Source organism: Paenibacillus sp. CH40 (assembly GCF_024213605.1).
In the GTDB taxonomy this organism is placed as follows: Bacteria; Bacillota; Bacilli; order Paenibacillales; family Paenibacillaceae; genus Paenibacillus; species Paenibacillus polymyxa_B.
This window is the reverse complement of record NZ_JANAVQ010000002.1, coordinates 96,781-112,971: the sequence shown is the minus strand read 5'-3', so window position 1 is coordinate 112,971 and position 16,191 is coordinate 96,781. Positions and strand designations below refer to the sequence as shown.

Genomic DNA, 16,191 nt, shown 5'->3' with positions numbered 1-16,191 from the left:
ACTCTTATGGCATATGCGTATGTGCTCAGGACTTAGATGTATTTACCGGCTGCATCTCCTGTATAGCTTCTTTCAAGCTTTGTGAGCATTGCTCATATAGCTGTTTTCTTTGTTGCTCACTGGAACCAGATGCGAGTTTTTGCAACTCCGTTGTGCATTGTTCCAGCAAAGTCAGCACGGCTTGATTCGAATCCTGCACCTTGCTTAGCTGTACATTATCACTATATTGGTCAATGTACAGTTCCCCTTGTGGGTCCACCTGTGCGAAAAACACATCTTTGACCGTTAGGCTCTTTTCCTTTAGCTTGGCATCCAGCCATTGTTGAGTAACCCCCATATATGCCATTTGTTGCTCCATAAGTTGCCCATCCATAATGACTGCTGTGGGTTCCTTCTCCGGTAATTGCTGTATATTCAGATCCTTAAGCGTTACAGGCTGCCTGTCTTTAGTCAACAGCACGTTGATCTCACCGCTGGTCTCCATAATGGCAAATTCTACGTCTGCTACCTTGAATGCATTTTTGCTCCGCAACTGTTCCATGAGTTCATCCAGGGTAAGCCGTTCCTTTTTCAGATTATCCTCTAAAATTTTGCCGTCTTTGATCAGGATCGTCGTCTTTCCATCTGATAAATCTCTGACTTTCTTGCTTTTAATTTGCAAATATTCAATGCTAAGTGTTGTCAGTACCCATACGGCTAACGATACAGTCCCCAAGTACCAGGAGGATTCACGTTCCAAAGGAATAGAAGCCGCCAAGTTACCGATGGTGATTCCAGTTATATATTCGAACAAGGAAAGCTGTGATACCTGGCGTTTTCCAAGAATCTTGGTAATCACAAAAAGAGTAACGATAGCTAATAACGTACGTAAAGCTACCAAGGCCCATTCCTGCATATCTCTAACCTCATTTCATTTCGCCACAAGGGCGCTACTATTCCAAGGATGTCCGCGCCAAGGCCCATTTAAACTCCAATTCATCTAAATTTAAAAAACCAGGCTGCCAATAAACCGATTAAATACGATATAAAATTAAAATTTTCTATCGTTGAATTAGCAATGTCTATTACACAAGCGATTGACGGAAAAGGGGCAGCAGGATACATTATAAATATAATTCTTATTTAATTCATCGGGATTATAAACATTAAGCTCACGGAGGTATGTATATGTCGTCCAAACCTAAAGTTGTATTGTGGAGCAAAACCGGCTGTCATTTTTGTGGAGAGATCAAATCGTACCTGGAATCCCAAAATCAGCCGTATGAAAATATCCAAGTGGACGGAAATGATGCGCTGCGTGACGTGCTGGAGACCAAATATGGTATTCGTTATGTCCCTGTCGTCGAGGTAGGCGGCGATAACAAATATGAAGCACTGCTCAACCCGGATCTGGAAGAGTTGGGTAAAGTGCTGGAAAGTTACAATCAAGTGGTATAAGCCGACGGGAAATCATTATTTTCAAGAGAGGTGGAAGGGTTATGGCTAAGAATAGACAAATTAAATTTGGTGCGATTATTCACGGTGTTGGGGGAAGCATGACGACTTGGCGTCACCCTGAAGTACCTGCGGATGCGAGTGTTAACTTTGAATTTTATAAAACGCAGGCGCAAAAGGCAGAGGAAGGAAAGTTTGACCTCGTATTTATCGCAGATGGCCTGTTCATTAACGAAAAATCCATTCCCCACTTTCTGAACCGTTTTGAACCAATTACGATTTTGTCCGCTTTGGCTGGGGTGACGAAGCATATCGGACTGGTCGGCACACTGTCGACTTCCTATAGCGAACCGTTCACGGTAGCACGCCAGTTTTCTTCCATTGATCATATAAGCGGAGGTCGTGCAGGCTGGAATGTGGTGACTTCCCCGCTGGAAGGCTCTGCCCTTAACTTTAGTAAAGGCGAGCACCCGTCGCATCCGCAGCGCTATAAAATTGCAGAGGAATATTTACAGGTTACCAAAGGACTGTGGGACTCGTGGGAAGAGGATGCGTTCGTTCGTGATAAGGAAGCCGGCGTATTCTTTGATCCTGAAAAGCTGCATACATTGAATCATAAAGGTGAGTTTTTCTCTGTGCAGGGTCCGCTGAACATTGGACGATCCAAGCAGGGACAGCCGGTTATTTTCCAGGCAGGTTCCTCGGAGGATGGCAAAAACCTGGCCGCCAAGGAAGCGGATGCTGTATTTACAGGACATGAAACGTTAGAGGAAGCGCAGCAGTTTTATCGTGATGTGAAAGAACGTGCGGTACGTTATGGTAGATCCGAAGAGGATATTGTCATTTTGCCGGGCATTTCGCCGATTATTGGCAGCACGACGGAGGAAGCAGAACGTAAGTATGAAGAGATCACTAATCTGGTGACGATTGAGGCTGCGTTAAAATATTTGGGACGTTTCTTCGATCATCATGATTTCTCACAATATCCGCTGGATGAGCCATTCCCTGAGCTTGATGGTATTGGCAGCAATGCGTTCCGCAGCGGTACAGATAAAATCAAACGAGTAGCCAAGGAACAAAATTTGACCTTACGCGAGGTTGCGTTGCGTTCAGCTACACCGAGAACCTCTTTTATCGGAACCGCTGAGCAAGTAGCGGATCGAGTGCAGGAGTGGTTCGAAAGAAAAGGGGCAGACGGATTCATTATTGGTTCTGATGTGCCATCGGGTCTGCATGACTTCGTCAATCTGGTTGTGCCTATTTTGCAGGAACGCGGTATTTACCGTCAGGATTATGAATTTAGCACACTGCGTGAAAACCTGGGCGTGCCTATTCCTGAGAACCGCTATACAGCAGCCAGATCCAAAGTGAAGGTTGACGCATAACAGAAGGAGGGAAAAATATGTCCAAGGTTGTCATCCTATCAGGCAGTCCGTCTACACAATCCCGTTTATACGGCTTGATTAACTATACAACGGAGCAGTTGCAGCAGGCTGGAGCGGAGGTCACATTACTGAATGTGGTCGACTTGCCAGCGGAGGATCTGGTCACAGCTAACTTTAACAGCCCCGACGTCACAGCATCACTTGCATTGATTGCAGCAGCGGATGCCGTTATTGTGGCTTCTCCAGTCTATAAGGCGTCCTATTCAGGGCTATTGAAAATATTCCTGGATTTGGTTCCGCAGGAGGGGCTAAGAGGGAAACCAGTCTTGCCTTTATTTATCGGAGGTACACTGGCTCACCTGCTGGTCATTGACTATGCCTTGAAGCCGGTTATTAATGCACTGGGCGGAAGACATATTCTTGGCGGGGTGTATGCAGTGGATCAGTGGGTCGAACGTCTGCCAGATGGAGCATACGGGTTGTCGGAAGAATTGGTTGCACGGTTGGAACGTTCTGTTAAAGAACTAAATGAGCTATTAAAATTATAGATATTTTCAATATTTCCATTGACAGGTCGTTCAGTGAGTTTTATGATACAAAAAAACCAAGTTAACTTATTGGATAAATGTATATAAAACTTACTGGGGGACTTGCGTATGAATATCGAGAATATGGAAGCCTTTGTATACGTGAATCATTATGGGAGCTTTAATAAGGCTGCAGAAGCCTTGTTCTTGTCCCAGCCCTCTGTTACAGCCCGGATTCAGACGCTAGAGCGCGAGCTAGAATGCAAGTTGTTCGACCGCCAAAGCAAGCAAACGGTTCTGACGGAGGATGGACGAAAGTTTCTTCCTTATGCGGAGCAGATGCTTCAGCTGCTGCAAAAAGGGAAACAAAAGCTCCAACAGCGTAAGAAAGCCCCTCAGCAAATTCGAATTGGTTGCACGATATCGGTGTCGAACTACATCATTCCTGAAATATTAAAGCAGCTTCGTGCCCGTTATCCAGAGGTTAACTACAAAATTGTGACGGCTACGACGGATCAACTGGTACATAAACTGTTGAACCGTGAGGTAGACATTAGTTTTGTCCGTAAAGTGATGCATCCGGCTATCCGTACGCTTGCTTTTTATGAAGATCCGATTTCCCTGTATGTATACGACGGCCATCCGTTTATGAAGACAGGAAAGGCCAGCATACAGGATATTCAACGTGAAACACTGGTGTTTTTCGAATGCGGATCACTAGATTGGATGAGAATTCATCGCGCTTTTGAATCACTGGAGCAGCCACCGGACATTGCTTTTCAGGTAGACAATGTGGTCACGGCCAAAAAGCTGGTATTGGAGGAAGCGGGTATTGCCTTTTTGCCAGATGTCTGTGTGAACCGTGAAGTAAAAGATCAGAAACTGTTCCGTATCCATGTTCCAGAGGTAGCTGGGGTGTCGATGCAGATTAGCATAATAGCGACCAAAGAAGACTGTGCAGTGACCTCGGATTTTGCAGATGCACTGACAGAAGGTTTCCGGGGTGCTGTTTTGTTATAGAAAAGTTCTATGGCTTGATGGATTGACGTATAGGTTTCCAGGTGTTAAATTAATCACATCCTAAAACCGATTAAACTTATAGGAATTATTAATTATTGGATGTTGTAGCTACCATGTATGTCGCAAACTGCTGATATACAAAGAGATGAGGGGGATTCATATGAAAAAGTGGTTTGCAATTTTGTCTGTTATGGCAATCATCCTGGTGTTGGCAGGCTGCGGTTCCTCAGATAACGCGTCTAGCGCGTCAGGTTCAAGCGGAGACGTGAAGAAAATTATCGTAGGCACAGGTACTCAATTCAAAAATGTATGCTTTATTGACGAAAACGGAAATTTAACAGGTTTTGATGTGGAGCTGATTAAGGAGCTGGACAAGCGCCTGCCTCAATACGAATTTGAATTCAAAACGATGGACTTTGGAAATTTGCTGCTAAGTCTCGATGCCGGCAAGATTGATCTGGTATCGCATCAAATGGAAAAAAACCCGGAGCGCGAGGCCAAGTATCTGTTCAACAAAAATCCGTATAGCATTTTTCTGAACAGAGTCGCTGTAGCGAAGGATAACAATACCATTCATTCAATTGATGATTTGAAAGGGAAAAAGGTACTCACCAGCCCAACCAGTAATGCGGCGTATGTGCTGAAAGAGTATAACAAAACCCACGGAGATGCCCTGAATATCGTTTATACGAGTGGTGCAGCCAATGATACGGTACAGCAAATTACGAGCGGCCGTATAGATGCTACCGTTACGACAGACTTTGCGAACCGTTTTAACACCGATGAAAAAGGAGAAGTAGCTCTGAAAACCGTTGGTGATCCTTTGACTCAATCGGATGTACTGTATGTACTGAACAAAAATGAGCAAGGGTTGGCGGATGACCTCGACAAAGCCATTCAGGAAGTGAAGGACGACGGTACGCTGTCGAAGCTGAGCATTAAATGGCTTGGAGAGGATTTCACTAAGTCTCTGGAAGATGTGAAAAAAGAAGGTAGCAGCAGTAAGAAGTAAGGATAGACGTGGACATTTCAGCGGTCAGGGTACTCTATGTATTCTGGCCGCTGATGTATAGAAAGGAGGCAGGCATATGAGCAGAGAGTTCAATATTGACTATGTTTTTAGCTTTATCCCGAAAATGCTGTCTTACTTACACATCACCTTGTTTATTGTGGCAAGCTCGCTTGTATTGGGGCTTATCATTGGTCTGTTGGTTGCGCTGCCTCGCATGTATAACATTCCATTTCTCAAACGTGTTTCTCAAGTGTATGTTTCCTTTTTTCGCGGAACACCTATTCTAATCCAATTGTTTCTGGTGTATTACGGCCTGCCGGAGCTACTAAAGCTGGTGGATATCAATTCCTCCAGATGGGATGTGCTGTGGTTTGCCGTAGCAACCTACGCGCTCAATAGTGGAGCCTTTATTTCCGAAATTATCAGGTCAGGAGTAGAGGCTGTAGATCGGGGGCAAATCGAGGCTGCACAGTCCGTCGGAATGTCAGGCTATCAGACCTTTACACGTATCATTATGCCGCAAGCGCTGGCTGTCGTGGTTCCGGTATTTTCCAATCTGGTGATTGGCAATCTGAAGGATACTTCGCTGGCATTTACGATCGGAGCGATGGAGATGACAGGGAAATCACAGACATTAGGGTCAGCTACCCAACATTTTGTTGAAACCTATATCGCGTTATCCCTTATCTATCTGGTGATCAGTCTGATTTTACAAAAATTGTTCAAGGTGCTGGAAAATACGCTTCTCCGGCATGAGCATCGGGATGCAGTACAGAAAGAACCCGAAAAACGAAAAAGCTTTGTGGTGCGTTACCTGAGAAGTCCCCGTCTTAGTAAAGGAGGTAAAGGCATATGAGTCTGGATTTTGGCTTTATATATACTGCCTTTTTAGGGTTGTTCTCCGCGTTGCCCAACACTTTAATTATTACGGTGGTTTCCGTACTGGCAGGGTTGGTCATCGGTATTATAACGGCGCTGGCGCGAATCTATAAGGTTCCTGTGTTGTCCCAGATTTCTCACGGTTACGTTACCTTTATCCGTGGCACACCGATGCTGATGCATTTGCTGCTTATTTATTTTAGTTTACCTTTGTTGATTGATGCGGGAGCGAAGCATTTCGGCTGGCCGCTGCAATCCAAAGATGTTCCTTATATGGTATTTGCACTCATTTCGTTTTCCATTACCAGTGGCGCGTATATGTCTGAGGTCGTCCGTTCTGGAATTCAATCGGTCAACAAGGGACAAATCGAGGCGGCTTATGCCGTCGGTATGACGACGTGGCAAGTGCTGAGACGGATTGTATTTCCGCAGGCGTTCGTGGTGAGTTTGCCAAACCTGACGAATTCCGTTATTGGGATGCTTCATGGCTCTACCTTGGCCTTCACGGTTTCGGTCACAGAAATCCAGGCACAGGCTGAGATTCTGGCATCTACCAACTGGAAATATTTAGAGGTATATATTGCAGCTGCACTGCTATTTTGGGGCTTGACGGTATTGATTGAACGAATATCCGGCTTGGTGGAGAAAAAAATCAATGTGTTTAATGGAGGTGGAGCATCATGATCCGTCTGCAAAATATTACGAAGTCGTTCGGCAAACATGAAGTGCTCAAAGGCATTGATTTGACCGTGAACAAAGGCGAGGTCGTCGTTATTTTAGGCCCGAGCGGTTCAGGAAAAACGACTCTGCTACGCTGCATTAATTATCTGGAAAAGCCGAATGATGGGGAAGTCAGCATTGGCGATTTTACAGTGAACTGCAAGCGACCTGCGAAGAAGGATGTTTTGGCTCTACGTCAAAAGACGGCTATGGTTTTCCAGCAATACAATTTGTTCAAGCATAAAACAGCACTGGAAAATGTCATGGAAGGACTTGTCGTTGTCCGCAAGGTCAAGCAGGAGGAAGCGAAAAAAATCAGCATTGAAGTGCTGGAAAAGGTCGGTCTGGGTGAAAAGCTGAATCATTATCCAAGCCAGCTATCTGGCGGGCAGCAGCAGCGTGTTGGCATAGCGCGTGCTTTGGCGCTGAACCCGGAAGTGATTTTGTTCGATGAGCCGACTTCGGCGCTGGACCCTGAATTGGTGGGTGAGGTGCTGTCGGTGATCCGCAAGATTGCAAAGGAAGGTATTACGATGATTGTCGTTACACATGAAATGGGCTTTGCGCGCGATGTTTCAAATCATGTGGTATTTATGGATGGCGGTCATATTATCGAGGAAGGCACACCGGACGACATTTTTAACCACCCCAAAGAGGAACGTACCAAACAATTTCTGAAACGGATTACACCGGAGTATAACTATTCAATTTAGACGGGAGAGGGAGACATGAGTATTAAAATCGGAGTATTGGATCAAAGCCCCATACACGAGGGGGAAACGGCAGCGCAGGCCCTTCGTAATACGATTAAGCTAGCACAGCATGTAGAGGAATTGGGATTTACGCGCTTCTGGGTATCAGAGCATCACGATTCCGAACAGGTTGCGGGCTCTTCGCCAGAGGTACTCATTTCCCATTTGCTGGCACGCACTGAGCGTATTAAAGTCGGTTCTGGTGGAGTGATGCTTCAGCATTACAGCCCTTATAAAGTAGCTGAAAACTTTAATGTGCTGTCCTCTCTTGCACCGGGTCGCGTAGATTTGGGAATCGGACGCGCACCGGGCGGGTTGCCGAAATCCACACAGGCGTTACAACGAAACATTCATGATGCGCCTTCTCTCGAAGAAAAAATTGATGAAGTAAGTCGCTATATTCATAATATTCCGTCTGAAGAAGGACCGTTAGCCGGGTTACAGGCGAATCCGATTCCAGAAATACCAGCAGATATTTACGTTTTGGGTACAAGTACAGACAGTGCTGGAATTGCTGCGCGTTTGGGGTTGCCCTACGTTTTCTCGCAATTTATCAATAGTAATGAGCAGGTTGCATTGGAATCATTCCGTACGTATCGGGCGTCTTTCGATTATAGTTATGGACGTGAGCCGAAAGCTCTTTTTGCGCTTTCAGTCATCGTAGCGGACACTTCCGAGGAAGCTGCAGAGTTAGCAGGTGAGCACAAGCTGTACAAAATTCATCTGGCCAGTGGCAAGACGGCTACGGTGGGCACGCTGGAAAGTGCAGAAGAGTTTGGCAAGCAATCGGGTGAAGAATATACAATTGAAGCTACACAAGCGCAAATTAACAAAGGGAATAAAGACGAAATCTATGCTGTGCTGACGGAAATTCAAGCGAAGTATCAGGCCGATGAGCTGATCGTTACGACAGGAATAAGAGATATACACAAGCGCGTGCGCTCGTTCGAGTTGTTGCATGAAGCTTTTGCCGGATTGCCTGTGCAGTCCTAGATGTTGTTGGTCTGAGAGAATTGTAACTATTTTGGGTTCACGAAGGAGGAATAGGGATGAGTGGACCAACCGGGACGAAGGAGCAGGTTTTGGAGCAGAAGCTGGTGGACATTCGCCGCCATCTGCATCGAAATCCCGAGCTATCTAACGAGGAGGTTGAAACTACCGCCTTTATCCGCCGTCTGCTGGAAGAACAGAACATAACCATTCTGGATGTGCCGCTGCGCACCGGATTAGTTGCGGAAATCGGCGGACAGCAGGAAGGACCAACTGTCGCGCTTCGTGCAGACATTGATGCGTTGCCCATTCAGGAGGAGACGGGATTGCCTTATGCTTCGGTGCACCCCGGCAAAATGCATGCCTGTGGGCATGATTTTCATACCGCATCCCTGTTAGGAGCAGCCATACTCCTGAAGCAGCGGGAGCAGGAGCTGAAAGGCACGGTTCGGCTGGTGTTCCAGCCAGCCGAGGAAAAGGCCAAAGGCGCTGCCCAAGTGCTGGACAGCGGTGCGTTGGCAGGGGTGCAGGCCATATTCGGCCTGCATAACAAGCCGGACCTGCCCGTAGGCACGGTCGGCATCAAAGAGGGCCCGCTAATGGCAGCGGCAGACGGTTTTTACATCGAGGTCGAGGGTCTGAGCACACATGCGGCAGTGCCGCATGCAGGGATTGACCCCATCGTGGTATCGTCACATATCATTACGGCGCTGCAATCCATTGTGAGTCGGAGCGTTAATCCGCTGGATAGCGCGGTCATTAGCGTCACGAAGCTGCACAGTGGCAACGCCTGGAACATCATTCCAGACCGCGCCCATTTGGACGGAACCATTCGCACATTTGACGAGAATGTTCGCGCCCAGGTGACTGAGCGCTTCGAGCAGGTCGTAAAAGGCGTTGCCGATGCTTTCGGCACGAAAGCGACCATCCGCTGGATCGAGGGTCCGCCGCCTGTGCTGAACGACGGTAAGTTGGCCGTCATCGCGGAGGAGGCGGCAGAAGCGGTCGGTCTGGAAGTCGTTCGTCCCATACCGTCCTCGGCGAGCGAGGATTTTGGGTTTTATCAGAAGAACATCCCCGGTGTGTTTGTCTTTGTCGGCACTGCTGGAAGCCAGGAATGGCATCATCCTGCCTTTGATCTGGACGAACGCGCGTTGCCCGGAACAGCGAAGCTACTGGCTTCACTGGCAGATTCGGCATTGATATCCATAGAGTAGGAGTGCGAGCCTAGTCTATGGATACTTATCCCCTCCTTGTAGAGGGGATATTTTTGTTTGACGCTATATCATTCCAATTGTAGTATAATTTTGTGATTTTATTCAAAATCAAGAGTGCGTGTAATAAGAGAGTAGGCGTTGTCCTTTTAGATGTCTCGTAAAAATAAAAGGTAGCTCAACCAACCGTAAAAATTTGATTTTTGGTCAAATCTATGCGGGAAAAGGAACGCTAAATTATGTAGTACGTTGGCAATCCTTTAAAAATATCACTCTCAGCAGCGTAAAGATATGGCTTCCTGCTGAGTCGGCAAATCAATAATTGGAATAAGCAGTTGAAAGGGTATGATAAGGCGGAGCCAGCGGGGATTGTGGAATTGATTTAGTGAATAAACGGTTTTTTCATTTTATAAAATACCAGTTTTGTACATGCAAAGGGTATGTGTATATTCCAAGATACGATTAAAATGACTAATTTAAATCATTAAGGAAAATATTGACGATACAATAATCCAGTGATAATATGATTTGTGATTATTTACAAAAAACGACAAGGAGGTTTGATAGTGTACTCTTGATCTCCTAGATTGTTCGTAAATGCGAAAAGAGAGGTGATAGAGATCATCGTTTCAAGAAAACTATTGCAATAATACAAATGGATATGGAGGTACATACATGTTGAACAGAAAAGGAATGGTGATGGCTTCTTTTTCAGTAGTCATTGCTAGTTCACTACTGATGGGAAACGCTAGTTTTGTATCAGCGGATTCTCATCTAAACGGGGATTCTGTAATTGCGGCAACGGGTGATTCGACATTGGCTGACATGCCAGCTTATCTCAAATCATCGGTGGAATGGGTTTGGAAGAATAGAATGTTGACCGAAGGCTCGACGGCGCGTAAAAATACGATTTTTGATCAAATTTTTGCGGGAAAAGGGACTCTTAATTATGTTATACGCTGGCAATCCTCTAAGCCCGTTACACTGAAGCAACGTCAGGATATTGCTAGAATGATAGATCGGCAGATGAACCATTGGACAGATCATCTACAAGGATATGACGGCTGGCCCTATAAGAATATTAAAGTAAAAGTGGTAGGCTGGGCTGTTGCTGATCCTTCACTGCTCCTAGACAAGCAGCCTGACGAGGTCATTTATACGGATACCATTACAGATACACTAGCTTCTGAAAAACCGGAAATTCCTGCCGCGCTTCCCGTTGCACCTAATGAAATATCGCGATTTGAGCATTTTTCGGACCCGAACTATTCGTATCCGGGTGGATTGGATAAACGCTTTGATATGTATCTCTGGGCCACAGAAAATTTTGGCGGGGGAGCCGGCGGCGACTGGGGACAGCGTATGAATGATGAATACGTTCTGAGTACGGTGAATTCGGATGAGATTGAGATTACTGAACATGAAATTGGGCATGGATTTGGATTAAACGATTTTTATGAAGAACATGAGCGTCCACCAGGTGGATTCCCAACGAACACTATTATGTGGGCCGGTAATTCCGATCATATCACCGACTGGGATATCTGGATGCTGCGTTATACCTGGAGTCAGCTCAAAAAAGATACTTCTCGTTTCCCAAGCGTGACTAACGGCGGCGATGAGAGTCCCATCGATCCATCACCTGATGAAAACGCAAACATTGCGCCAGCTGCAACGGTCAGCACTTCTTATACTTCGCCTTGGGAAAATGTGAGCGCGCTTAATGATGGATTTGACCCAACCAGCTCTAATGATCGAAGTCATGCCGTGTATGGTAACTGGCCTGAGACGGGCACACAATGGGTCCAATATGATTTTGATCAAGAATATACGTTATCCCAAACGGATGTCTATTGGTTCCAAGATGGCGCTGGCGTTGATGTTCCTAAATCTTACAAGATTAAGTATTGGAATGGTCGTAGCTGGTCCAATGTTAAGCAGGCTAATGGATTGGGTACTTCGGCAGACCAGTATAATACAACTACTTTTACGCCTGTAAAAACAACGAAATTAAGAATTGAAATGGTATCCAAAGGTTCAGCATCCACAGGAATATTAGAGTGGAAAGTAGCAGCTAACAAACTTTAAACATCATATTATTTGTTCAAAGGTTGTCTCCTACGATATTTGTGGGAGACAACCTTTTCTAATTCATAGCTGAACAGTTAGAGTCTGATGAGATCAGGCTTTTTTTGCGCCTTGATTATGATGCTTGTTACGTTCATATTTGTATCTGTGTTTTGCTACATTCTCGTATGAATGGATCACTAAGAATGAATGGGTGTACGATAGTATGTATAATGGACATCAGATATGAAAGAAAAGAGGACAGAAAGCGATGAGTCACGACGTGAATGCTCCTTACGATGTACATGTAGCATATGGACCGGTGTTTGAGTTGCTCAGCAGCTTACACACCTTTATTTGTCGCAAGGCTTACAAGAAGACCGATTTATCAGCTGGGTGGGCGGAGCAAGTGCGTGGAACGCTGTCTCCAGGTTTGTCCGAATTGCTGGAGTCCATGGAAATCAATGCAGATTGGAAGGTTATTTATGGACTCGTCTGTATGCTTTCTGATCAGGGGAACGTTGAAGAGGTCGTAGACCGTCTGGAGAACCGAACTGTACAGGAATTAAACGAACAGGCATCAGCCTATGGGATACCGCTGCCTGACGACATGGAGAAGCTTCGCAAACTTGCTTTGCAGCTGCTATCCGGTTGGGATAAAGAGTATTTTCGTCATATGGATACAAGGATTCTAAGCGGGCTGAAACAGGAAGCGGAACGCAGAAACCGGGAGAAGGGCGCATATAGCTCTATGGAGTGGGTGGATCGTACAACTAATGGCTTCCGATTCGAGCCTTCCGAAGGGTTGACGCAGGTGTTGCTGGTACCGCAATATCATTTTCAGCCGATAAATATTATTTATCGATTTGGGTCGCTCCTGTTGTGCCATTACTCGGCAGGAATTTATGTTAAGGAGGACGATTTTTTATCCCCACAGGAATATCGAATGATCCGAAGCTTGGGGGAGAAGAGCAGGCTCAAGATTTTAAAATATTTGTATCAAAGCCAGTCTCCACGCACCTTTATTGAGATTGTCCGTCATCTCAAGCTGTCCAAGGGAATCACGCACGACCATATTTTTAAGCTTCGTGCCTCTGGCTTCATCCATGCACATTTTGATGGTGAAACACTGCTCGGCTATAGCGCACGGCTTTCGGCAGTAGATGAAATGCATCGGAGCATCCTGGGCTATATGGAGCGAAATTAGGCTGCACGCACCAGTTAGACTTTAACACTTTAAACAAATAGACGCCGACCATTTGGAATCCAGATGAGTGGACGTCTATTTGTTTACATAAAAATGGAGTTCTCTCTTTACAGAACCGGAATAGATTCCTATAATGAGATTTATCTTATTAATTACAACTTGTTCGATCGGAATTTACTAAATTAACTTGGGGGGATTATTTTGAAAAAGGGAATTATTCTACTCAGCAGTCTACTTCTGGCAAGTTCTACCTTATTAGCAGCTTGCTCTAGTGGTGGATCAGATAGCGCTAGCGATGCTGTTTCGCAAAATAGTGATGCCGCACAGACAGCCGCTACAGCGCAGCCATTAACAAGTCTGGTACAAGCTTCTGATTTATCCAAATTGCCGGAAGTGTCCCAAAAGAGAAGCGACACGATTATTGTTGGTCTGACTGACCCAGCCGGGGTGTTTACTCCGTATTTTAACCAAAGCGGCTATGACGGTAACGTGATTTCGCAGTTGTGGACTCCGCTGGTCACGGTAGACGAGAAGGGGCTTCCGCTGCCCAATCTGGCTAAGAACTGGGATATTTCCAAGGATAATCTAACGTATACGTTTCATCTGGTTCCCGGTACAAAATTCAGTGATGGCTCTCCTTTGACAGCTGAGGATGTCGCTTTTACCTGGACGTTGATCTATGACAAAGCCTATCCTGGTGACAGCCAAATCCGAAAGCTGAACATTAAAGGCGGCAAAGACTATACGGAAGGCAAGGCAAAACAAATTGCAGGAATCAAGGTGATTGATGAGCAGACCATTTCTGCGACGTTGGAAAAACCAAACGCGCTTGCTTTGCCGATTCTGGGTGAGTATGTACTGTCCAAAGCCTACTACGGCAAGGATTATAAGTTCGGAGAGCTGGATTATTTTAAAAATCTACATAGTAGCCCTCTGGGAAATGGGGCTTATAAGTTAGAAAAATTCATTCCGGGGCAAGAAGTTCGTCTAGAGGCGAATGATTACTTTTTCAAAGGCAAACCGAAAACACAGCATTTCATTTACAAAACAGCAGAAGGCGACGCTTGGCAATTCATAGAAACAGGCGATACCGATTTTGCTCAATTCACCGCAACTCAGGAAAATATCGACAAACTAAAAGGGCTTGGCTTTTTAAACATTTTGCCTTATACCCCTAGCACTTACGGATATTTGCAAGTGAATCTTGAAAATGAAAAGCTTAAGGATAAAAAGGTTCGTCAAGCATTGACCTATGGACTGGATCGGAAAAGCATTTATGTCGACGCAGCTCAGGGAGCAGGGGCGGTCGCAAACATTCCAGCTTCCCCAATATTCTGGTCTTACACGACCGATGGAATCAATCCATACAACTACGACCCGGAGCAAGCGAAAAAGCTGCTGGATGAAGCGGGTTGGGTAGAAGGTAGTGACGGTATCCGTGAGAAAAACGGACAGAAGCTGACCATTCACCTGCTGACCTCTAAACGTCCAGAAACAGACACCTTTATTGCGCTTGCGGCTGAAAATTACAAAGCGATTGGTGTTGACCTTCAGCCGGAAATCTTTGCAGACTTTAATGCAATGGTCGCCAAAGTAGAAGGTAAAGATTATGATCTTGCCGCCTTCTCGACAGGCATGCTGACAGATCCATCAGATGGAATCGAGCAATTCGTCAATGGAGAAGTCAAGGGATATAACAATCCAAAGGTAAAAGAGCTATATGAAAAAGGCTTGTCTACGACGAATATGGAAGAACGCAAGAAAATATATCAAGAATTATATGTACTGCTAAACGATGAACTGCCCGTTATTTTTACCAACTATAAGAAGACGGTGTATGCCTACAATGGTCGAATGGAACATGTAAAGGTCAGTCCGTTCATTGGCTTGTCTGGTAATCTGTTCGAATGGTCCCTTAAATAAGCCACATTTGCGGGCCCCTTGTGAAGAACATCAGGTTCAGATCAAGGGGCCTCCCAAATGGGGGAAACGTAATGAGTAGCCTGACCTTGAATTGAAAGGAGTCTGTCATGAGCTCGTTTTTAACGAAAAGACTGACGTATATGGTTATTATTTTGTTGGCCGCTTCGATGATGATTTTTTTCCTGTATGCCATGACTCCGGGAGATTTCATTAGCGGCAATCTGAAGCTGTCGCCGGAGAGAAAAGCGGAGCTGAGGGAAATTTACGGCCTGAATAAGCCTATTCTTGAACGCTATGGAAATTGGCTAGGCAATGTGCTGCACGGCAATTTTGGTTATTCGCTTGCTCAGCAGAAGCCAGTGCTGACCTTATTTAATGAATACATCTGGAACTCGTTTTTGCTGGCCGTTATATCGACCTTCCTGACCTGGTTTATCGCGGTCATTATCGGTGTGATTGCTGCTTATAAGCAGTATTCATGGTTTGATACTCTGGTAATGGTGGTGATTTTCGCTGCCATGTCTGTTCCCTCCTTTTTTATCGGGTTGTATCTGATTAAAATCGCAGCGGTTGACCTGAAGTGGTTGCCACCCGGTGGCATGCTCAACACGGGCAGTAACGCTACAGGTATGGAGTATGTGAAGGAGGTTCTCCAGCATATGACTTTGCCAGTGATCGTTATGACGCTGCTGGGACTGGGGTCGTTGACCCGCTACTTCCGTAGCAATATGATCGACGTGATCCAGCAGGATTATATACGCACAGCCCGTGCAAAGGGCTTAAAGGAAAGAAAGGTACTTTTTACGCACGCATTGAGGAATGCATTACTGCCTGCCATTACGCTCGTTGGCTTCGAATTACCTGCGCTGTTTGGCGGGTCCCTGATTATTGAAAAGATTTTTAATTGGCCGGGAATCGGTCAGTTGTACATGCAATCCTTTTCCCTCCGGGATTATCCGCTACTTATGGGCTTTACGATGCTAATTGCCATTTTGAGCGTTATCGGAACACTGTTGTCCGATATTTTGTATCGCATCGCGGACCCGCGTGTGAAAGTGTAA

The 16,191-nt window shown here is 45.6% G+C and carries 15 protein-coding genes and 1 pseudogene; 15 read left to right on the top strand and 1 reads right to left on the bottom strand.

Annotation, left to right across the window (positions count from 1 at the left end; translation table 11 throughout):
- Positions 1 to 25: 25 nt before the first annotated feature.
- Positions 26 to 895, bottom strand: coding sequence for a DUF421 domain-containing protein (locus tag NLX73_RS06935; RefSeq protein WP_254325756.1), 870 nt, complete (start codon positions 893 to 895; stop codon positions 26 to 28).
- A 272-nt stretch (positions 896 to 1,167) separates the two neighbouring features.
- Here NLX73_RS06935 and NLX73_RS06930 point away from each other — a divergent pair, with 272 nt between their 5' ends.
- From NLX73_RS06930 to NLX73_RS06865, 15 genes and pseudogenes are all read left to right on the top strand, one after another.
- Complete coding sequence (locus NLX73_RS06930) at positions 1,168 to 1,437, top strand: glutaredoxin family protein (RefSeq protein WP_023988351.1); 270 nt, start codon at positions 1,168 to 1,170, stop codon at positions 1,435 to 1,437.
- Positions 1,438 to 1,478: 41 nt separating this feature from the next.
- Positions 1,479 to 2,819, top strand: a complete 1,341-nt coding sequence (locus NLX73_RS06925) for an LLM class flavin-dependent oxidoreductase (protein ID WP_013310067.1) — start codon at positions 1,479 to 1,481, stop codon at positions 2,817 to 2,819.
- Between the two features lie 17 nt (positions 2,820 to 2,836).
- Positions 2,837 to 3,367, top strand: coding sequence for an NADPH-dependent FMN reductase (gene ssuE / locus NLX73_RS06920; RefSeq protein ID WP_029519116.1), 531 nt, complete (start codon positions 2,837 to 2,839; stop codon positions 3,365 to 3,367).
- A 108-nt stretch (positions 3,368 to 3,475) separates the two neighbouring features.
- Positions 3,476 to 4,366, top strand: coding sequence for a LysR family transcriptional regulator (locus NLX73_RS06915; protein ID WP_254325755.1), 891 nt, complete (start codon positions 3,476 to 3,478; stop codon positions 4,364 to 4,366).
- 160 nt (positions 4,367 to 4,526) lie between these two features.
- Positions 4,527 to 5,378: a transporter substrate-binding domain-containing protein gene (locus NLX73_RS06910; protein ID WP_028542376.1), complete on the top strand. Its 852-nt coding sequence runs from the start codon at positions 4,527 to 4,529 to the stop codon at positions 5,376 to 5,378.
- A 76-nt stretch (positions 5,379 to 5,454) separates the two neighbouring features.
- Positions 5,455 to 6,234, top strand: a complete 780-nt coding sequence (locus NLX73_RS06905) for an amino acid ABC transporter permease (RefSeq protein WP_023988355.1) — start codon at positions 5,455 to 5,457, stop codon at positions 6,232 to 6,234.
- Positions 6,231 to 6,941 (top strand): amino acid ABC transporter permease, encoded by a 711-nt coding sequence (locus NLX73_RS06900; protein ID WP_165175475.1) that lies wholly within the window; start codon positions 6,231 to 6,233, stop codon positions 6,939 to 6,941. Before NLX73_RS06905 ends, NLX73_RS06900 begins: the two co-directional genes overlap by 4 nt.
- A complete protein-coding gene (locus NLX73_RS06895) occupies positions 6,938 to 7,690 on the top strand; it encodes an amino acid ABC transporter ATP-binding protein (protein WP_025722945.1) in 753 nt (250 codons plus the stop codon). The genes NLX73_RS06900 and NLX73_RS06895 overlap by 4 nt, the downstream gene beginning before the upstream one ends.
- A gap of 15 nt (positions 7,691 to 7,705) precedes the next feature.
- Complete coding sequence (locus NLX73_RS06890; protein ID WP_254325754.1) at positions 7,706 to 8,722, top strand: LLM class flavin-dependent oxidoreductase; 1,017 nt, start codon at positions 7,706 to 7,708, stop codon at positions 8,720 to 8,722.
- Between the two features lie 56 nt (positions 8,723 to 8,778).
- Complete coding sequence (locus NLX73_RS06885) at positions 8,779 to 9,936, top strand: amidohydrolase (RefSeq protein ID WP_254325753.1); 1,158 nt, start codon at positions 8,779 to 8,781, stop codon at positions 9,934 to 9,936.
- Between the two features lie 163 nt (positions 9,937 to 10,099).
- A pseudogene (locus NLX73_RS25090) lies at positions 10,100 to 10,283 on the top strand (dockerin); the annotation flags it as partial.
- A 325-nt stretch (positions 10,284 to 10,608) separates the two neighbouring features.
- Positions 10,609 to 12,021, top strand: a complete 1,413-nt coding sequence (locus NLX73_RS06880; protein ID WP_254325752.1) for a discoidin domain-containing protein — start codon at positions 10,609 to 10,611, stop codon at positions 12,019 to 12,021.
- Positions 12,022 to 12,271: 250 nt separating this feature from the next.
- Entirely contained in the window at positions 12,272 to 13,207 is a 936-nt protein-coding gene (locus NLX73_RS06875) for an ArsR family transcriptional regulator (RefSeq protein ID WP_254325751.1), read from the top strand.
- 201 nt (positions 13,208 to 13,408) lie between these two features.
- Positions 13,409 to 15,130, top strand: a complete 1,722-nt coding sequence (locus NLX73_RS06870; RefSeq protein ID WP_254325750.1) for an ABC transporter substrate-binding protein — start codon at positions 13,409 to 13,411, stop codon at positions 15,128 to 15,130.
- 107 nt (positions 15,131 to 15,237) lie between these two features.
- Entirely contained in the window at positions 15,238 to 16,191 is a 954-nt protein-coding gene (locus NLX73_RS06865) for an ABC transporter permease (protein ID WP_254325749.1), read from the top strand.